Below are 19,521 nucleotides of genomic sequence, written 5' to 3' on the forward strand. Positions count from 1 at the left end.
CCGATCGCATTTACTGCGTGCAGTACGACGAATCGGACCTGCATTTCATCCAGCGTCTGTGCGAAGAAGAAGGTATTCACTACCACTTCCAGCACAGCGCCACGGGCCACAAACTGGTGTTCGGCGATGACCAGACGGTGTTCAAGAAACTGGCGCCGGTAGCCTATCAGCAAGACTCCGGCATGGTCGCCAGCAACCCGGTGATCAAGCGCTTCGACCTGCGCCTGGAAACCCGCACCAGCCGCACCACCCGCCGCGACTACGACTTCGAAAAACCGCGCCTGACGCTGGAAAGCGAAAACCGTGGCGATGCCCTGCCCGACCTCGAGGACTACGATTACCCGGGCCGTTTCATCGACCGCGAGCGCGGCAAACACCTGGCCAAACGCGCCCTCGAACGCCATCGCAGCGACTTCCAGCTCGCCGAAGGCAAGAGCGACCAGCCATTGCTGGTCAGCGGCCATTTCCTCGCGCTGAAAGAACACCCGAAAGCCAAGTGGAACGACCTGTGGCTACTCACCGAAGTCCACCACGAAGGCAAGCAGCCGCAGGTGCTGGAAGAGTCGGTCACCAGTGACACCACCGCCCTGAAAGACGATTTCCATCAGGGCTACCGCAACCGCTTCCAGGCCACTCCGTGGGACGTGCCAAACCGCCCGCCCCTGCGCCATCCGAAACCGCGCATTCTCGGCAGTCAGAGCGCCGTGGTCACCGGCCCTAAAGGCGAAGAAATCCACTGCGACGAATACGGCCGGGTGAAAGTCCAGTTCCACTGGGACCGTGAAGGTCAGGCCGACGACAAAACCAGCTGCTGGCTGCGCGTCTCCAGCGCCTGGGCCGGCGCCCAGTACGGCGGCATCGCCATCCCGCGCATCGGCATGGAAGTGCTGGTCACCTTCCTCGAAGGCGACCCCGACCAGCCGCTGATCAGCGGCTGCCTGTACCACAAGGAAAACACCGTTCCCTACGCCCTGCCGGCGAACAAGACGCGCACCACCTTCAAAACCCTGAGTTCGACGGGTGGCGGCGGCTTCAACGAACTGCGCATCGAAGACAAGAAAGGCCAGGAACAGATCTTCCTGCACGCCCAGCGCGACTGGGACGAAAACATCGAACACGACCAGAAAATCCGCGTCGGCAACGAACGCCACGACGTCGTGGAAAAGAACAGCTACACGGAATTCAAGGCCGAAGAACACCACACGGTTTATGAAGACCGCAAAGTCGAAGCACGGGCCAACGATCACCTGACCGTGGGCGTGAACCAGCACATCAAGATCGGCACCGGGCAATTCATCGACGCGGGGCAGGAAATTCACCTGAGCAGCGGGATGAAGGTGGTGCTGGAGGCCGGGGCCGAACTGACGCTGGTCGGCGGTGGCAGCTTCATCAAGATTGATGGTGGCGGCGTGACCATGAGCGGGCCGGCGATCAATATCAACTCGGGTGGTGGACCGGGGAGTGGCACCGGCGCCGCGCCGTTGATGCCGGGGCCGTTGAAGCAGGCGGATACGGATAAAGCCGGGAAGTTGTTGGTGCCGGCGCAGCGGCAGGCGTTGATGCAGAAGAAGCCGATTTGTGCGGTTTGTGAGAAGGCCAAATTGGAGGCCCAGAATGCTTAATCCTGAATGGCCGCTGGAAAACGGTCTTCCACAAGGTCTGCCGTGGAATGCCACGGTAGGCTTGCTGCTAGACGGTGTCAGTGTCGAAAAGCTTCCCCAGCACTTGTACCAGTGGACCGATAATCCAGAATTCGAACCGCTCTACCTCGGAACACGCTGGGCGGAACTGGGCGATATTTCCCCTTGCCTTGTACGCATAAAAGCCCAGAACGATCCAATCCTGGCCAAATTCCTGAACGCCTCGCGTCAGGAATGGGGTCACCTGGTATTCAGTGATCAGCCATGGGACCAACTGGTCGCGCACTTTCGCTGGCTCACCAGCGTGATGCACCCGCAAGGCGAAGAAGTCCTGCTACGCGTCGCCGATCCCGCCGTGACTCACGCACTGCTCTCCCACGCCGAAACCATCAAAGACCCGACCCTCTTCGGGCCTTGCACACAAGTTGTCACTGCGGATGCCGCACTCGGCTGCTGGCATATCAATCGGCGTCAGGGCATCACCTCCGAGCCGAACCACAGCAAACGCTATCGCCTGAGCGAAGAGCAACTGAGCCAACTGGATGAAGTGAATTTTCGAAATGTGGTCATGCGTCTCGACGAACACATGCTCGAATACTTCCCGAGCTATCAGGCCCAATCGACGCCACCGCAACGCTGGGAACACCTGCACGCACTGGCCTCGACATCCTATGATCGCGGCTTCAACACCGAACTCGACATCACCCTCTACGCCAATATTCACGGGTTCCTTGGTGAACGAGCACTGGAAGAACACCCAGACCTCGACGCCATCCTCAAGACACCGTCGGAACAAACACCTGCACAACGACTCGAACGGGTCGCTGATATGGCCCAGGAGCGGGCTGCAACCCTGAACAGGAGCCAAGGATGACAACGCCAACATCGGCAGCAAAAAACCCGAACAACGCTGCGAAAAGCCGGGACGATGGCAAATGCGCTTTGGGCGGCTGTTCGCTGATGAAAGCCAAGATCCAGCTCATTCCTTTACGTTACGGAATTGTGGAAAGGCTAGATCCATCGAGTGCGCTGGCTATGCCGTACAAATTGGAGTCGCGCCCGCTGGGTATTCGTTTGATCCGCGACGGATGGCTTTATGTCATCGTTGAAAAAAAGCCTGAAGCGATCCTTCATGAATACCGTGTGCAAAACGGTATCGTGACCCAACTGCTTTGGGAAAAAGGCGAGATCAAAGCCAACAAACGCGAAAGTAATGTGGGCGAAGCCACTTTAGTTTTTCCTCGATTAAGCAAGCTCTACGTGAACTACTCAGAAGTGCAATGGACTGCCGCCAAATGTGCACAAGTCATTAAGCATAGATCTGAGCGTGAATATTTCATGCAGAAGATTGACCTGACTAACGCCGACCCCGAAAAAGGTACGACCGATCTACTAACCGAAAGCCAAGCTGAAAAATGGATTGCGGAAGTTGCTGAGGAACCGAGCAAAGATCCAGCTATTGCTGGTGCGAAGCCTGAAGAAAGTAAAGATTACTCGTGGGAGCAGACGCCATGCTTCAAAAAAACTCAACTCGGCTTAGTAAAGAAACAGGTCAAATCAGAATATGAGCGCGACCATTTATATCTGATCGTGCAGGATGACTTGGGAGTGCTGCGCGATTTAGCAGAACATCAGGATTTAGTCAGCGGCTGGCTTAGTGACTGGAGTGAAGCTGAAACGAACCAAAAGAAATATGTGTTTGGTTCCTATATCGAGACGCTTTACACCGTAACGGGCGATACGCTACTTAGCGCCGCGCAAGGGGATCCGCGTTTCAGCAAACTCAGCGATGAAACAAGTCCTGAGCAACGCCAATCGATCGTGGACTATGTCAATACGAAAAATCAGACTCAGTGGTCCGGAGCAGGCAGCCAGCGCGGAGCAATATCGGCTTCCAAAATGCGCATGCGCACCAGTCTTGGCCCTTTGTACCCAAAGTATGAAGATTTGATCGAAACCATCGAAGAAAATGCTGACGACGCACTAAATGGCGCCAAAATGGGTCAGGAGGGAATCAACGATCTTATTGATCGACCCGCCATGGAGTCATTCCTGAAACATCAAAGAGCTCAGCTCAATCGCTGGAACAAGCGCCTGGATTTAATTACCAATGATCGAATCGGCTTGATAAGTGAGCAACGATTCCATCGTGCAGGCTGGTACTTCGACCCAAAAATCGGCATACAGTTGGAAGCCTCGCTGGCAACCGAATACGCATGTATAAAAGATATTTGCCGCACAGAAAAAGCGACTGAAAAACTAGCAGACCTTATTAATAAACAACCGGGCTTCACAGTCCCGACCTACTTCACCCTTAGCTTAACCGACCAAAAGGACTTGGACGCAAAAATTGCTTCGGCAATCAAGTCAGTACGCGATACTAAAATGGCGGCAAAAGATTACGAGGGTGCTCAGGAGCTCAGCGGAAAATTTGGCAACCTATTAACACAACATCTCGCTGCCTCCATGCATTTGAGTGAAAACGGTATTACTTTTGATCAAATGCGAAATACAGCCTATGAGCCGGCTAAGCAACTTCGCCTAGCAGATGCAATGGACGAATCCATCAAGGCACTGCGAAGCGGGCAACCTGTGGATCCAGCCAAACTGTTGCGTAACATCCCCAATTCAGCATGGGTAGATGTACTGCGAGCCTTTGGCAAAGGAGGCATTACACTAGAGTTTGCCTCCGCCAGCCAGATTGACACCTTTAACGCTGACATGGAAAAGCTGACTGATCTGCGTCGACAGATGAGCGCATTGAAAAATCAGATTCGTCAAACACTTGCCAATGAGCGAAAGGGAGTAACGGCCAAAGGCACTCACAAGAGCCTAATAGCGCGTCGAAAATCGTTGCAACAAACGGTCGGCCCATTAGAAACCAGAGTGGCCCGTGCGATGAGCCCAGTTGGCGAAGGACCAGGAAAGGCAGCGTTCAAAATTAAAGGCCTGACCAATGCACAGGTCTTAGAGTTCGAACGAATGGTTGACGACTACCGCCTCAAAAAACCGCTTAAAGGATTAAGTCGAGAAGTATTTAAGTCAGCTGGCGGGGATTTGTTCGCTTCGGCAGCGGCAGTGATGCAAATAATCAGTTTTGTTAGAGTTTCTAGTGAATACTCTCTCAAAAAAGAAGCGGACGCTTCAGACAAATTAGCTTTATTCAATTCCTTCTTTTCTATGGCAGGAGGCACATTCGCTGCCGTCCAAGGCATCGCTATCACTAGCCTGTCTGTTGCAATAGAAAACTACTCCAGTGCTGCTGGAAAAATAAAACTGGCAGCTAGACTGGGGCGAATCACAGGTGCTTTAAGCCCCTTTGCATATGTTTTTAGCACTATTGCAGCTGGCACTGGTATTTACGGCGAAAAAGGCTCTGCGGCAAGATGGACTGAAGCTCTTCGCTCAGGTGATGGAGCCAAGCTTGCCGGTGCCAGTATGACTCTGGCTGGCGACTCGGGACAACTGCTCGTCAATGGCTGGGCATTTGCCCGCAGTGGCAAACACCTTATGGATGTTGTCACCACTACTAATCAGGCGCGTTCCTTAGCATGGGTAACGGCTGGAGGAAGGCTGCTTAGCGTTGCTGCTCGAGCAAACCTGATTGGACTTGCGTTGACTGGCTTACAGCTTGGTGGAGAGTGGATATATAACCGAAATAATAAAAGCGAACTGGACAAATGGTTACAAAAAGGCCCTTGGGGTAAAAGTAACGCCAACCGCAGCATGATTGAGGAACGTCTTTTACTAGCCGATATCAGTTCCGTGCCGCAAGTAGCGTTACAGCAAATTAACAACAAACCTATGGTGGTATTACAGTTCCCAGGATTGACTATTCGAGAACTGGATGAGGTGGGCTTGGGATTGAGTGCCTACTGGCTTACTAACCACCAACGCAATGACTGGGAGCCGTGGAGTGAACCTATGCTCTATCAACTCAATCTGTTGAGTGCTCTGGACGCACCACTCAAACTTGGCATTGAGATTTTTCAGAATGAAACCAATGCGCAACATGGCATGGCTATTGCTCTGCGCTACCACCCTGTGGCAGGCGACGAAACATTTCGAGAAAAACGCTTCGAGTCTGTTACGCTTAACGCCCAAAGTGGCAAGCCGTTTTCACCAGTTTCAGTACTACGAACTCGAGCATCCGATGCTCCATGGTTAGTAATCAACAGTGAAGCCTTGAGTTCTCCAAACCTTACAGGTTGAAAGCATGTATTCGAACCTTAAGAAAAACGATGAGTTTGATTTCAAACAAAACCGGCCTTTTGCGGGAGAACGCCGGCGCTTCGCTACAGGTGAAGCCATTTTTTTGTCACCGAAACCAATTCCGACAGGGCAAACGCCCATGGATTTGGGAGGAAGCTTCATTGAAGTAAACGATACGTTTCTTGATGTAGGCAGCAGTAATGTGAACAAGGCATTCCAAGCGAGAGTGATGATCGCAAGTGTAATGCTCGTACTCATATCATGTTTATTAATCGTTCCAACGCTTGCAGGTCTCGCTGGAATCAATAATCCCTTTGGTCGCAGTTTCTGGTGGTACTTTAGCGATTTTTTTGAGTTTGGCCTGCGACTATCTATCTGGTGCGCTGGAGGAGTGGCAATCCTTGGTAGCTATGTAGTAATTAGCAGTACCCTCAAAAAATCGAGGGCTCGTCCAATTCGCTTTAATCGCCAACGGCGTGAAGTATGTTTTTTCCCTGACGGCTCTGATGAACCGATAATCCAACCTTGGGAAGATACTGTCGCCTGGCTTTCAATAAGTACGGGTGTTACGGGAGTAGGTGTAATGAGAAATTATACCTTTGGCATGGCCATCGATAACCCCAAAGCTGATACGGTACACTTTCTGAATCAAGAGGTAATGACACCTACTCATGGGTTAGGAAAATGGGAAGCCATCCGCATCTACATGGAAAAGGGCACTCAATTCTGCCCCGGCAAGGCCCCTTTTGAGGGTAGTCATAGTTTCAATAAAGAACGCGATGACATGCGAGAGGAATACCGACACAAGGAGCGCTCTGCACCGGGTGTGGCATGGTGGTATTTGACTCATTTGATTACGTGGTGGCGTCTTCCGTACTGGATAGCGGAATGGGATTACCGCTACAGCATGAAAGGATTCCCCGAGTCGGTTGAAAGATGGTCTGAAGAGCTCCCACCCGAACAGTGGGCACAACCGAGCCCAGCATTGAAAGAACAGTCAGCAAAAATCGAAAAAGCTTTTGCTCGTGGTCAGGATTTCATGAGTTACTTCAAAATAGATCTAGAGCGCTCATCGACCGAACAGGAAGCACAGCATAATTGAAGAGGCGTAGGAGCCAAGAGAGTAAAAGATGACAGGGTGACAGATGTACTTTGTGGAAAATAAATCTGTCACCTTTTTTGTTCCTTTTCTTGTTTCGCCTTAGACATTTTTACCAATGCAAAAAATCATTGAAAGAAGTAGTTATTGCAGACGCTCCCCTGATTGAATAGCGCAGCGAAAACCAGTACCAGGGTAATAGGCTTCCTGTTCTGGTTTATCCGGCCAGCGTCTAACTACAGAGGCGGCGGACATTGGGCCTTCTGGATAGTAGGAGCCTCGCTTAACCTTATAAGTACCTTTTTCCGGTCCTTGAGGGTTTACCACTGGTGACTGACGGTAGTAATCCTCACCATACCAATCATTAACCCAGTCAGTCGCGTTACCTGCAAGACTGTAGATACCCAGTGGACTGGGTGGAAATTTAGCAATTGAAAACGTTCTACCCCCTCCTTCCACAGGATAGTTTTCCCCAAAACTCAAACTACCAGTATCAGTAGGAAAAAGAATATGTTGCCCGCGATTACGAGCAGCAAATTCCCACTGCGCCTCGGTAGGCAAATCCACAGAATAACCACTAAGGTTGGCAATCCAGTGACAATAGTTCTTGGACTCCTGCCAAGTTTTGGTAAATGCAGGCAAATCACGCTGATAGCGAAACTTCAAATCCTCACGCTCGCGTTTCTCAACATCAAACAGAGGTTTTCCGTTCGCAATAAAGAACAAATCGAAATCACCCAGCGAGACTTGAAACTTTGAAAAATAATAGGAATTCAACTTGACCGGGTGAACAAAATCATCATCGCCATTACTGCTGATATGACAAAGCTGGTCCGGATCCTGTCCGCAAGGCCAAGTGCAAACATCCGTTTCGTCGTATTCGCAAGCCCAGCCAAAGTCGCCCATATCAAACTGGCCACCTTCGACAAACACCATGTTGTCAATCGACTGAACTACGGTGTTGAGGACCTTTTCGCGCATCTCGCTGGACAGGTTCGGATACTTGGTTTTAATAGTTTCCGCAATCGACGCGACTTTTTCCGGTGTCAGGCTCTTGCTGACGGGCAATGAGCCGGACTCGCCCCCGCAACCGGCCAGAAAAAATATGGCCGGGAGGGCGAGCACAAACTGACGTAACACGGGCAATTTCCTTATAAGGTGCGTCAAAGGCCAAACCTTAACATCCCCTGCCCTGTCTCATAAAAACCTGAATTCCTCCGCTTACACCAAAGCCACCCTAACCTGCCTTTCCAGCTCCACTTTCAACCCCGGCTCCAGCTTCAGTTGCCGCGCCAGCTCATCCAGATAGCTCTTCTCCATGAAGTTCTCCTCATCCACCATCATCACGCTCGCCACGTACATCTCGGCCGCCATCTCCGGTGTGCTTGCCGCGCGGGCGACGTCGGTGGGGTCGAGGGGTTTGTTGAGTTCGGCGTGGAGCCAGTGTTTGAGTTCCTGATCGTTGTCGAGTTTGGTGAGTTCGCCTTCGATCAGTTGGCGTTCGCGGTCGTCGATGTGGCCGTCTGCCTTGGCGGCGGCGACCAAGGCCTTGAGGATGGCCTGGCTGTGTTGTTCGACTTGCGCGGGAGGCAGACGATCGAGGGTTTGCGGTTCGCTTTGTGGGGCGGTGCCTTTCTGGGCGTTCCAGTTGCCGTAGGCTTTGTAGGCGATCACGCCCAGTGCGGCGAGGCCGCCGTAGAGGGCGACTTTACCGCCGACCTTGCGGGCCTTTTTACTGCCCAGCAACAGACCCATGGCGCCGGCCGCCAGAGCACCGCCGCCTGCGCCTGACAGCAAGCCGCCGAGTGCGCCATTGCTGGAAGATCCGCCCAGCAAGCCGCCCAAACCACCGGCAGCCGGCTTGTTCTGCGCCCCGCCCGCCTTGTTCTGCAGCAGATCCTGGCCGGACTTGAGGAGTTGATCGAGCAATCCACGGGTGTTCATGTTCCGTCTCCAAACAGGGGTTATCCGGATCAATAAGGCCCTCAGCCTAGTTCGAAAGTGCCCGTCGTTTGCCTGCGAGTGTGCTTCCAGATGTTGCCTGGCTCGCAGCAGCCCTTCGCGAAAATAGATATACACTCGGGGCAATCTATAAAAACCGCCCACCGGGTAAACCTTCCATGATGACCTTGCGTCAGATCCGCCATTTCATCGCCGTGGCCGAGACCGGCTCGATCTCCGCCGCTGCGCAAACCGCGTTCATTTCCCAATCGACCCTGACCCTGGCCATCCAGCAACTGGAGGAAGAGATCGGTGTCAGCCTGTTCAACCGCCACGCCAAGGGCATGACGCTCACCCATCAGGGTCACCAGTTCCTGCGCCAGGCGCACCTGATTCTGGCGACTGTGGACAACGCCAAACGCAGCCTGCAACAAAGCACCGATCAGGTCGCCGGACAATTGATCGTCGGCGTGACCAGTCTGGTAGCCGGTTATTACCTGGCGGATTTGTTGACCCGTTTCCAGCGCGCCTATCCCAATGTCGAGATCCGGGTGATGGAGGACGAGCGGCCGTACATCGAGCATTTGCTGGTCAGCGGCGAGATCGATGTAGGGGTGCTGATCCTCTCCAACCTTGAAGACCGCCACGCCTTGCAGACTGAAGTGCTGACTCACTCGCCGCACCGTTTGTGGCTGCCGGCCCAGCATCCGTTGCTGGAACACGACAGCATCAACCTCGCCGATGTCGCCCGGGAGCCGTTGATTCAACTGAACGTCGACGAGATGGATCGCAACGCCCAACGCCTTTGGCGCGGCGCCGGGCTGCAACCGAAGATCACCCTCAGAACTGCGTCCACAGAGGCGGTGCGAAGTCTGGTGGCTGCAGGTCTCGGCGTGTCGATCCAGCCGGACATGACCTACCGCCCATGGTCGCTGGAAGGGGACATCATCGAAGCGCGACCGATTGCCGACCTCAGCCAGACCCTCGACGTCGGTCTGGCCTGGCGTCGCGGCACCGCCCGCCCCGCTTTAGTCGATCCCTTCCTGACCGTTGCTCGCGAGCAGCCTCACGGCGGACGCAAGCCATCTATTTAATCGAATGCCACCTTCAGTATTTAGAATTTGTCGACCCCGGAGCCGCGCACTAGTCTTGCTGCATCGATAAGACGGTCGGCTCCCGGAACAGGGAGCAACATGGCCATACAAGAAAAGAGATCACGGAAAATGGCTGGCGCGCAGACCCACATGCACACCGCGTTGCTGATCGACGGCGAATTGATCGCTGGGCAAGGATTTGTCGAACCGATCCTCAACCCGGCCACCGGCGAAGTCCTCACCCACATCGCCGAGGCCAGCACCGAGCAAGTCGAAGCCGCCATCCTCGCCGCTCACAGCGCCTTTGCCGAGTGGTCGCGCACCACCCCGCAACAACGTTCGAACCTTCTGCTGGAAATCGCCAACGCCGTCGAAAAACACGCCGATCACCTCGCCCGTCTCGAAGCACTGAACTGCGGCAAGCCGCTACATCTGGCACGGCAGGATGATTTGACCGCGACCGTCGATGTGTTTCGCTTTTTCGCCGGCGCCGTGCGCTGCCAGACCGGTCAGCTCAGCGGCGAATACGTGCCGGGCTACACCAGCATGGTGCGCCGCGATCCGATTGGCGTCGTCGCGTCGATTGCGCCGTGGAACTACCCGATCATGATGGCCGCATGGAAGATCGCCCCGGCCCTCGCTGCCGGCAATACGCTGGTGTTCAAGCCGTCCGAGCACACGCCGCTGTCGATTCTGGCCCTGGCTCCGGCACTGGCCGAAATCCTGCCGCGCGGGGTGATCAACATCGTCTGCGGTGGCGGTGAAGGCGTTGGCAGTCACTTGGTCGGCCACCCGAAAGTGCGAATGGTGTCGCTGACCGGCGATATCGTCACCGGCCAGAAAATCCTCCAGGCCGCCGCCAAAACCCTCAAGCGCACCCACCTCGAACTCGGCGGCAAGGCCCCGGTGATCGTCTGCAACGATGCCGATCTGAAAGCCGTGGTCGAAGGCGTGCGCACTTATGGCTATTACAACGCCGGGCAGGATTGCACGGCGGCTTGCCGGATCTACGCTCAGGCCGGGATTCACGACAAATTGGTGGCTGAACTCGGTGCGGCGGTCAGCAGCCTGCGTTTCGCCGGTAAACGCGATGCCGACAACGAAATCGGGCCGCTGATCAGCACTCGTCAGCGCGACCGCGTGGCCAGTTTCGTCGAGCGCGCCCTCGGTCAGCCGCACATTGAGCGGGTGACCGGTGCGGCAGTGCATTCAGGCGCCGGTTTCTTCTATCAGCCGACCCTGCTGGCCGGTTGCAAACAGAGCGATGAAATCGTCCAGCGCGAAGTGTTCGGCCCGGTAGTGACCGTGACCCGCTTCGACGAACTGGCGCAAGCGGTGGACTGGGCCAACGACTCGGAATACGGCCTCGCTTCGTCGGTCTGGACGCAGAACCTGGACAAGGCAATGCAGGTCGCCGCACGCCTGCAATACGGCTGCACCTGGATCAACAGCCATTTCATGCTGGTCAGCGAAATGCCCCACGGCGGGCTGAAACGCTCCGGTTACGGCAAAGACTTATCCAGCGATTCGCTGCAGGACTACAGCGTGGTGCGGCACATCATGGCCCGCCACGGCCAGCATCTCTGACTACGCTAATAACAAGCCGACCACGGCATGCTTCACCGCGTTCACAACTGCCCCGACCATAATTTAAAGAAGAGGGTTCACCATGTTCGTGCACAAGACCGCACTGCTCAGTGCAATCACCACGGCCCTGCTGGCCAGCGCCAGCCTGCAGGCCGCCGAGCCGCTGAAAGCCGTCGGCGCCGGCGAAGGCCAGCTGGATATCGTCGCCTGGCCCGGCTACATCGAACGCGGTGAAAGCGACAAGGCCTACGACTGGGTGACCGGTTTCGAGAAGGAAACCGGCTGCAAGGTCAATGTGAAAACCGCCGCCACCTCCGACGAAATGGTCAGCCTGATGGCCAAGGGCGGTTACGACCTGGTGACGGCGTCGGGCGATGCCTCGCTGCGGTTGATCGTCGGCAAGCGCGTACAACCGATCAACACCGCGTTGATCCCGAACTGGAAATCCCTCGACCCACGCCTGAAAGACGCGCCGTGGTACGTGGTCAACAACCAGACCTACGGCACCCCGTACCAGTGGGGCCCGAACGTGCTGATGTACAACACCAACGTGTTCAAGACCGCGCCGACCAGCTGGAACGTGGTGTTCGACGCGCAGAACCTGCCTGACGGCAAGCCGAACAAGGGCCGCGTGCAGGCTTACGACGGCCCGATCTACATCGCCGATGCCGCTCTGTACCTGAAATCCACCAAGCCTGAGCTGGGGATCAAGGATCCATACCAACTCACTGAAGATCAATACAAAGCCGTGCTGGAACTGTTGCGCGCCCAGCAGAAGCTGATCCACCGCTACTGGCACGACACCACCGTGCAGATGAGCGACTTCAAGAACGAAGGCGTGGTCGCGTCCAGCGCCTGGCCGTACCAGGTCAACGGCCTGATCAACGAGAAACAGCCGATCGCGTCGACCGTGCCGAAAGAAGGCGCCACCGGCTGGGCCGACACCACCATGCTGCACGCCGAGGCCAAGCACCCGAACTGCGCCTACAAGTGGATGGACTGGTCGCTGCAGCCGAAAGTCCAGGGTGATGTGGCGGCGTGGTTCGGTTCGTTGCCGGCGGTTCCGGCGGCTTGCCAGGGTAGCGAGCTGCTGGGTGCCGAGGGGTGCAAGACCAACGGGTTTGATCAGTTCGACAAGATCGCTTTCTGGAAAACCCCGCAGGCTGAGGGTGGGAAGTTTGTGCCGTATAGCCGGTGGACGCAGGACTACATTGCGATTATGGGCGGTCGCTGATCCCGACTTCACCTCGGTCGAGCTCCCTTTCCCCCTCGCCCCCTTGGGGGAGAGGGTTGGGGTGAGGGGGTGGCTTTTGACTTTGCTTTTGAAATTGGAGCAATCGTTGGAATAGCTGCCCTCACCCCCCGCCCTCTCCCGGAGGGAGAGGGCGCTAAAAGCAGATCGCGGCGTATCGACCAGATCAGTTAGCCACAAAGCCATCGCATACACCGCCTAACGATCCAGTTTTTTCAGAAGTCCAGGCAGGGCCGCTGCGACGGCCCTCGCCTTTTCGGAGCACCGCACCATGACGCTTGCAGTCCAGTTCACCAACGTTTCCCGGCAGTTCGGCGAGGTGAAGGCCGTTGACCGGGTTTCCATCGATATCCAGGACGGCGAGTTCTTTTCCATGCTCGGCCCCTCAGGTTCGGGCAAGACCACTTGCCTGCGCCTGATCGCCGGGTTCGAGCAACCGAGCGCCGGCTCGATCCGCATTCACGGCGCCGAAGCCGCCGGTCTGCCGCCCTATCAACGCGACGTCAACACGGTGTTTCAGGATTACGCGCTGTTCCCGCACATGAACGTGCTGGACAACGTCGCCTACGGTTTGAAGGTCAAAGGCGTGAGCAAGACCGAGCGCCACAAACGCGCCGAAGAAGCCTTGGACATGGTCGCCCTCGGCGGCTACGGCGCGCGTAAACCGGTGCAGTTGTCCGGCGGTCAGCGCCAGCGTGTTGCCCTCGCCCGCGCTTTGGTCAATCGTCCGCGCGTGCTTTTGCTCGACGAGCCGTTGGGCGCTCTCGACCTGAAGCTGCGCGAACAGATGCAAAGCGAACTGAAGAAGCTGCAACGCCAGCTCGGCATCACCTTCATCTTCGTTACTCACGACCAGACCGAAGCGCTGTCGATGTCCGACCGCGTGGCCGTGTTCAACAAGGGCCGCATCGAGCAGGTCGACACCCCGCGCAATCTGTACATGAAACCCACCACCACCTTCGTCGCCGAATTCGTCGGCACTTCGAACGTGATTCGCGGCGATCTGGCGCGCCAGCTCAGCGGTCATCCGCAGCCGTTTTCGATCCGCCCGGAACACGTGCGTTTCGCCGAAGGCCCGCTGGCCAGCCACGAGATCGAAGTCAGTGGTCTGCTCCACGACATCCAGTATCAGGGCAGCGCCACGCGCTATGAACTGAAGCTGGAAAACGGCCAGACCCTGAGCATCAGCCAGGCCAACAATCAGTGGATCGACAGCAGCGCGCAACACCAGACCGGTCAGCGCATCAGCGCTCGCTGGGCGCGGGAAGCGATGATTCCGTTGCACGACACCGTTGCGAGCGGGGTGTGACATGACCGCCCTCGCCCTCCCTCAATCGGCGCCGTTGCGCAAGTTTTCCAACCTGCTCTATCGCAAGCCGAATCTGTATCTGTCGATGCTGCTGGTGCCGCCGCTGTTGTGGTTCGGCGCGATCTATCTGGGCTCGCTGCTGGTGCTGTTGTGGCAAGGTTTCTACACCTTCGACGACTTCACCATGGCGGTCACCCCGGACCTGACCCTGGCCAATTTCGCGGCGCTGTTCCAGCCGTCGAATTTCGACATCATCCTGCGCACCCTGAGCATGGCCGTCGTGGTGTCGATCGCCAGCGCCATCGTCGCGTTCCCGATTGCCTACTACATGGCGCGCTACACCACCGGCAAGACCAAGGCGTTTTTCTACATCGCGGTGATGATGCCGATGTGGGCCAGTTACATCGTCAAGGCCTACGCCTGGACGCTGCTGCTGGCCAAGGGCGGCGTGGCGCAGTGGTTCGTTCAGCACCTTGGGCTGGAGCCGGTTCTGCAGTTCATTCTGGGGATTCCCGGGGTCGGCGGCAGCACCTTGTCGACCTCGCATCTGGGCCGGTTCATGGTGTTCGTCTACATCTGGCTGCCGTTCATGATCCTGCCGATCCAGGCCTCGCTGGAACGCCTGCCGCCGTCGTTGCTGCAAGCCTCCGCCGACCTCGGGGCCAAGCCGCGTCAGACCTTCATGCAGGTGATTCTGCCGCTGTCGGTGCCGGGCATCGCGGCCGGTTCGATCTTCACGTTTTCGCTGACCCTGGGCGACTTCATCGTGCCGCAACTGGTGGGCCCGCCGGGCTACTTCGTCGGCAGCATGGTCTACGCGCAACAGGGCGCAATCGGCAACATGCCGATGGCCGCAGCGTTCACGCTGGTGCCTATCGTGCTGATCGCCATTTACCTGTCCATCGTCAAACGTCTGGGGGCCTTCGATGCACTCTGAAAAGGCTTCAATAGGCTTGCGCATTGCAGCCTGGGGCGGGCTGGTGTTTCTGCACTTCCCGATCCTGATCATCTTCCTCTACGCCTTCAATACCGAAGACGCGGCGTTCAGTTTTCCACCGAAAGGCTTCACGCTGCACTGGTTCAGCGTGGCGTTTTCCCGGCCGGACGTGCTGGAAGCGATCAAGCTGTCGTTGCAGATAGCGGCCATCGCCACGCTGATCGCGATGGTGCTCGGCACCCTCGCTTCCGCTGCGTTGTACCGCCGGGATTTCTTCGGCAAACAGGGCATTTCACTGATGCTGATCCTGCCGATTGCATTGCCGGGGATCATTACCGGGATCGCGCTGCTGGCGACCTTCAAGACGCTGGGCATCGAGCCGGGGATGTTCACCATCATCGTCGGTCACGCGACCTTCTGCGTGGTGATCGTCTACAACAACGTCATCGCCCGTTTGCGCCGCACTTCCCACAGCCTGATCGAGGCATCGATGGATCTCGGCGCCGACGGCTGGCAGACCTTCCGCTACATCATCCTGCCGAACCTCGGCTCGGCGCTGCTCGCCGGCGGCATGCTCGCGTTTGCGCTGTCGTTCGACGAAATCATCGTCACCACCTTCACCGCCGGTCATGAACGCACCTTGCCGCTGTGGTTGCTCAACCAGTTGAGCCGCCCACGGGACGTGCCGGTGACCAACGTCGTGGCGATGCTGGTGATGCTGGTGACCATGCTGCCGATCCTCGGCGCCTACTACCTGACCCGGGGTGGCGAGAGCGTGGCCGGCAGCGGCGGTAAATGAATATCTAACAAACACCACAACGCCCTGTGGGAGCTGGCTTGCCAGCGATGACGGTGTGTCAGCCGCCATCAATTTTGAACGGGATGGCCTCATCGCGGGCAAGCCCGCTCCCACAGGATTCTCGATTCGGCCAGAAAAATAAAAGTGCTAGTGAGGACAACAACATGCAAACCAAACTCTTGATCAACGGCCAACTGGTCAACGGCGAAGGCCCGGCGCAACTGGTGCTCAACCCGGCGCGTGGCGAAGTGCTGGTGGAAATCAACGAGGCCACCGAAGCCCAGGTCGATGCCGCGGTGCGCGCCGCCGACAGTGCCTTCGCCGAATGGTCGCAGACCACGCCGAAAGACCGTTCGCTGCTGCTGCTCAAACTCGCCGACGCCATCGAAGCCCACGGTGACGAACTGGCCAAACTGGAATCGGACAACTGCGGCAAACCCTACAGCGCCGCGCTGAATGACGAGATTCCGGCGATTGCCGATGTGTTCCGTTTCTTCGCCGGTGCCAGCCGTTGCATGAGCGGTTCGGCCGGTGGCGAATACCTGCCCGGCCACACCTCGATGATCCGCCGCGACCCGGTGGGCGTGATCGCCTCCATCGCGCCGTGGAACTACCCGCTGATGATGGTCGCCTGGAAAATCGCCCCGGCCCTCGCCGCCGGTAATACCGTGGTGCTCAAGCCGTCGGAACAAACCCCGCTGACCGCGTTGCGTCTGGCCGAACTCGCGTCGGACATTTTCCCGGCCGGTGTACTCAATCTGGTGTTCGGGCGTGGGCCGAGCGTGGGCAGTCCGCTGGTGACCCATCCGAAAGTGCGCATGGTGTCGCTGACCGGCTCCATCGCCACCGGTTCGAACATCATTTCCAACACCGCCGACAGCGTCAAACGCATGCACATGGAACTGGGCGGCAAAGCCCCGGTGATCATCTTCGACGACGCCGACATTGATGCTGCGGTCGAAGGCATTCGCACGTTCGGCTTCTATAACGCCGGCCAGGATTGCACCGCCGCGTGCCGGATCTACGCCCAGCAAGGCATCTACGACAAGTTCGTCGAGAAGCTCGGCGCGGCGGTCAGCAGCATCAAGTACGGCTTGCAGGATGATCCTTCGACCGAGCTGGGGCCGCTGATCACCGCGCAACATCGCGACCGCGTGGCCGGGTTTGTCGAACGCGCCGTGGCGCAACCGCACATTCGCTTGATCACTGGCGGCAAGGCTGTGGACGGCAACGGTTTCTTCTTCGAACCGACGGTGCTGGCCGACGCGCAGCAGGACGACGAAATCGTCCGCCGCGAAGTGTTTGGGCCAGTGGTGTCAGTGACCAAGTTCACCGATGAAGCCCAGGCGCTGGAGTGGGCCAACGATTCGGACTACGGCCTGGCGTCCTCGGTGTGGACGGCGGATGTAGGACGCGCCCATCGCCTGTCCGCGCGGTTGCAGTACGGCTGCACCTGGGTGAATACCCACTTCATGCTTGTCAGCGAAATGCCTCATGGCGGTCAGAAACTGTCCGGCTACGGCAAGGACATGTCCATGTACGGGCTGGAGGACTACACCACGGTTCGGCATGTGATGTTCAAGCACTAAAAGCATCGCTGGCAAGCCAGCTCCCACAGGGTTCAGTGCAGCTCTTGTGGGAGCTGGCTTGCCAGCGATGGCGTCACTCCGGTTTCAGGAAGGAAACCGGCATTACGCACCACCAGGCATTCAAAACAATAACTACCGATCCGGGCGGCGCTCACCAGGCCCCGCCACGGATTCGGCCATCCGAAATCTGCCGATTTCACGGAGCAAACACACATGAGTGCATCACCCGAACTCTCAGCCGCCGTTGCCGACAGCGATGCCGAACAACTGCGCAAACTGGGCTACACCTCCAACTTCAACCGCAGCATGAGCCTGTGGGAAAACTTCGCACTGGGCTTCACGTATCTTTCACCGGTCGTAGGGGTTTATACCCTGTTCGGCCTGTGTCTGGCCGCTGGCGGGCCACCGATGTTCTGGGCCTATTTGCTGGTCGGCTGCGGTCAGTTGCTGGTGTGCCTGATCTTCGGCGAAGTGGTGTCGCAGTTCCCGATTTCCGGCGGTGTCTACCCGTGGGCGCGGCGTTTGGTGGGCAAGAAATGGGCGTGGATGGTCGGCTGGATCTATTCCATCGCCCTGTGCGTGACCATCGCCGCCGTTGCGGTCGGCGCCGGCCCGTACCTCGCCGCCATGCTCGGTTTTGAGCCGAGCAACAACACCAACATCGTCATCGCCCTGGTGCTGACGCTGTTCGCCACACTGGTCAACCTCAGCGGCACCAAAGTGCTGGCGCGGATCGCCATGTTCGGCTTCCTCTGCGAACTGGTGGGCGCGGTCATCGTCGGCGTGTACCTGCTGATTTTCGAGCGTCACCAGCCGATCAGCGTGCTGTTCAACACCTTCGACATCAGCGTCGACGGCTCCTATCTGCCGGCGTTCCTCACCGCTTCGCTGGCGGGGATGTTCCTCTACTACGGCTTCGAAGCCTGCGGCGACGTCGCCGAAGAAACCCCGAACCCGAGCGCAAAAATTCCGGTAGCCATGCGCATGACCATCTACATCGGCGGCATCGCGGCAATGTTCGCTTGCCTGGCGCTGATCCTCGCCGTACCGGACATGCAAGCGGTGATCAACGGCACCGACAAGGATCCGGTCACCACCATCCTCAACAACGCCTTCGGCCCGATAGGCTCGAAAGTGGTGATGGGCGTGGTGATGATTTCCTTCATCTCCTGCGTCATCAGCCTGCAGGCTGCGGCGAGTCGTCTGCTGTATTCCTACGCTCGCGATGAAATGGTCATCGGCAGCCGACTGCTGAAAAAGATTTCTCCTACGACCCAGGTTCCGGTTGCCGCGCTCTTCGTGTCCGGCGTCCTGCCCGGCCTGATCATCGCCCTCGGCTTCTTCCTGCAAGACGCCGTGGCCACCATCGTCAGCTTCGCCGCCATCGGCATCTACCTCGCATTCCAGATGATCGTCCTCGCCGCCCTGTACGCCCGCAGCAAAGGCTGGAAACCGAGCGGCAAATTCACCCTCGGCGCCTGGGGCTGGCCGGTGAACATCGGCGCGCTGGTGTACGGCGTCGGCGCAATCATCAACATGGCCTGGCCCCGCACACCGGATGCAGCGTGGTACATCAACTACGCGATGGTGCTGAGCACCGCGATCGTGATTGGGCTGGGGTTGATTTACATGTGGATTGGCAAGCCGTATGACCATGGGAAGGCGCCGGCTGGGGATGCCTGGAAAGTTAGTCGCTAAGAAAAACAGCCCCAGATTTATCACAATTTCGGGGCTGATTTCTTTCAGCGTCAGTTACTCGCTTCCTACAGACCGAACCCTCAGCATTCAGTCCCCTTTCCTACGAGTGGCGTCGGCAGAGTAGACTTGGCGCCGCTAGCGCCTGACCGATAGGCTTTACCCCGTCGCTGCCCAATCAGCGGCCCGGGGTCGAAGCCGGTACATCATCAACATGGCGCAACTGCGTCCTCCATAGAAACCGAGGCTTTTTTGCCTTTCGGATTCGCGTTATGGCGGACCGTGTGGCGCGGGCCTCTCGGCTTCCATGTTGATCGAGAATGTTCCGACTTCGAACGCCGCACGGTTCGCCACCCAAATCTGTCGA

14 protein-coding genes are annotated in these 19,521 nt (G+C 57.4%); 12 read left to right on the top strand and 2 right to left on the bottom strand.

Going from position 1 to position 19,521, the window contains the following annotated elements; all coding sequences use genetic code 11:
• The 4 genes from tssI to QLG12_RS19380 all read left to right on the top strand — a co-directional run.
• The coding region (gene tssI, locus QLG12_RS19365) for a type VI secretion system tip protein TssI/VgrG (RefSeq protein WP_282475090.1) at nucleotides 1-1,622 on the top strand (1,622 nt) is incomplete at its 5' end.
• Nucleotides 1,615-2,514, top strand: coding sequence for a DUF4123 domain-containing protein (locus tag QLG12_RS19370; protein ID WP_282475091.1), 900 nt, complete (start codon nucleotides 1,615-1,617; stop codon nucleotides 2,512-2,514). The genes tssI and QLG12_RS19370, both read left to right, overlap by 8 nt.
• A complete protein-coding gene (locus tag QLG12_RS19375) occupies nucleotides 2,511-5,852 on the top strand; it encodes a toxin VasX (RefSeq protein ID WP_282475092.1) in 3,342 nt (1,113 codons plus the stop codon). The genes QLG12_RS19370 and QLG12_RS19375 overlap by 4 nt, the downstream gene beginning before the upstream one ends.
• A gap of 4 nt (nucleotides 5,853-5,856) precedes the next feature.
• Nucleotides 5,857-6,954, top strand: a complete 1,098-nt coding sequence (locus tag QLG12_RS19380) for a DUF6708 domain-containing protein (protein WP_309295633.1) — start codon at nucleotides 5,857-5,859, stop codon at nucleotides 6,952-6,954.
• Nucleotides 6,955-7,095: 141 nt separating this feature from the next.
• Here the strand turns inward: QLG12_RS19380 and QLG12_RS19385 are convergent, their stop codons facing one another.
• Both QLG12_RS19385 and QLG12_RS19390 read right to left on the bottom strand, forming a co-directional pair.
• Nucleotides 7,096-8,091, bottom strand: coding sequence for an SUMF1/EgtB/PvdO family nonheme iron enzyme (locus QLG12_RS19385; RefSeq protein ID WP_282475093.1), 996 nt, complete (start codon nucleotides 8,089-8,091; stop codon nucleotides 7,096-7,098).
• Between the two features lie 81 nt (nucleotides 8,092-8,172).
• Nucleotides 8,173-8,895, bottom strand: coding sequence for a tellurite resistance TerB family protein (locus tag QLG12_RS19390; protein WP_282475094.1), 723 nt, complete (start codon nucleotides 8,893-8,895; stop codon nucleotides 8,173-8,175).
• 176 nt (nucleotides 8,896-9,071) lie between these two features.
• Between QLG12_RS19390 and QLG12_RS19395 the strand changes: the two genes are divergently transcribed.
• The 8 genes from QLG12_RS19395 (at nucleotide 9,072) to QLG12_RS19430 (ending at nucleotide 19,157) form a co-directional block, all read left to right on the top strand.
• The gene (locus QLG12_RS19395) at nucleotides 9,072-9,986 is read left to right on the top strand and encodes a LysR family transcriptional regulator (protein ID WP_065259672.1); all 915 of its coding nucleotides are present in this window, start codon (nucleotides 9,072-9,074) and stop codon (nucleotides 9,984-9,986) included.
• A gap of 99 nt (nucleotides 9,987-10,085) precedes the next feature.
• On the top strand, nucleotides 10,086-11,573 hold the full coding sequence (locus tag QLG12_RS19400) for a gamma-aminobutyraldehyde dehydrogenase (RefSeq protein ID WP_236193152.1): 1,488 nt from the start codon (nucleotides 10,086-10,088) through the stop codon (nucleotides 11,571-11,573).
• 82 nt (nucleotides 11,574-11,655) lie between these two features.
• Complete coding sequence (gene ydcS / locus QLG12_RS19405; RefSeq protein ID WP_085609162.1) at nucleotides 11,656-12,807, top strand: putative ABC transporter substrate-binding protein YdcS; 1,152 nt, start codon at nucleotides 11,656-11,658, stop codon at nucleotides 12,805-12,807.
• A 289-nt stretch (nucleotides 12,808-13,096) separates the two neighbouring features.
• Nucleotides 13,097-14,134, top strand: a complete 1,038-nt coding sequence (locus QLG12_RS19410) for an ABC transporter ATP-binding protein (protein WP_282475095.1) — start codon at nucleotides 13,097-13,099, stop codon at nucleotides 14,132-14,134.
• A gap of 1 nt (nucleotide 14,135) precedes the next feature.
• The gene (locus QLG12_RS19415; protein ID WP_282475096.1) at nucleotides 14,136-15,071 is read left to right on the top strand and encodes an ABC transporter permease; all 936 of its coding nucleotides are present in this window, start codon (nucleotides 14,136-14,138) and stop codon (nucleotides 15,069-15,071) included.
• Nucleotides 15,061-15,870, top strand: a complete 810-nt coding sequence (locus QLG12_RS19420) for an ABC transporter permease (RefSeq protein WP_007954663.1) — start codon at nucleotides 15,061-15,063, stop codon at nucleotides 15,868-15,870. The genes QLG12_RS19415 and QLG12_RS19420 overlap by 11 nt, the downstream gene beginning before the upstream one ends.
• Nucleotides 15,871-16,034: 164 nt before the next feature.
• Nucleotides 16,035-17,459: a gamma-aminobutyraldehyde dehydrogenase gene (locus tag QLG12_RS19425; RefSeq protein ID WP_282475097.1), complete on the top strand. Its 1,425-nt coding sequence runs from the start codon at nucleotides 16,035-16,037 to the stop codon at nucleotides 17,457-17,459.
• Between the two features lie 213 nt (nucleotides 17,460-17,672).
• Nucleotides 17,673-19,157, top strand: coding sequence for an amino acid permease (locus tag QLG12_RS19430; protein WP_197869802.1), 1,485 nt, complete (start codon nucleotides 17,673-17,675; stop codon nucleotides 19,155-19,157).
• Nucleotides 19,158-19,521: the final 364 nt, after the last annotated feature.

It is taken from the genome of Pseudomonas sp. V88_4, from assembly GCF_029967985.1.
Taxonomy (GTDB): domain Bacteria; phylum Pseudomonadota; class Gammaproteobacteria; order Pseudomonadales; family Pseudomonadaceae; genus Aquipseudomonas; species Aquipseudomonas glycinae.

Coding starts and splice junctions, on each gene's coding strand:
- QLG12_RS19370 (WP_282475091.1), top strand. CDS start 1,615: ATGCTTAATCCTGAATGGCCGCTGGAAAACGGTCTTCCACAAGGTCTG.
- QLG12_RS19375 (WP_282475092.1), top strand. CDS start 2,511: ATGACAACGCCAACATCGGCAGCAAAAAACCCGAACAACGCTGCGAAA.
- QLG12_RS19380 (WP_309295633.1), top strand. CDS start 5,857: ATGTATTCGAACCTTAAGAAAAACGATGAGTTTGATTTCAAACAAAAC.
- QLG12_RS19390 (WP_282475094.1), bottom strand. CDS start 8,895: ATGAACACCCGTGGATTGCTCGATCAACTCCTCAAGTCCGGCCAGGAT.
- QLG12_RS19395 (WP_065259672.1), top strand. CDS start 9,072: ATGATGACCTTGCGTCAGATCCGCCATTTCATCGCCGTGGCCGAGACC.
- QLG12_RS19400 (WP_236193152.1), top strand. CDS start 10,086: ATGGCCATACAAGAAAAGAGATCACGGAAAATGGCTGGCGCGCAGACC.
- ydcS (WP_085609162.1), top strand. CDS start 11,656: ATGTTCGTGCACAAGACCGCACTGCTCAGTGCAATCACCACGGCCCTG.
- QLG12_RS19410 (WP_282475095.1), top strand. CDS start 13,097: ATGACGCTTGCAGTCCAGTTCACCAACGTTTCCCGGCAGTTCGGCGAG.
- QLG12_RS19415 (WP_282475096.1), top strand. CDS start 14,136: ATGACCGCCCTCGCCCTCCCTCAATCGGCGCCGTTGCGCAAGTTTTCC.
- QLG12_RS19420 (WP_007954663.1), top strand. CDS start 15,061: ATGCACTCTGAAAAGGCTTCAATAGGCTTGCGCATTGCAGCCTGGGGC.
- QLG12_RS19425 (WP_282475097.1), top strand. CDS start 16,035: ATGCAAACCAAACTCTTGATCAACGGCCAACTGGTCAACGGCGAAGGC.
- QLG12_RS19430 (WP_197869802.1), top strand. CDS start 17,673: ATGAGTGCATCACCCGAACTCTCAGCCGCCGTTGCCGACAGCGATGCC.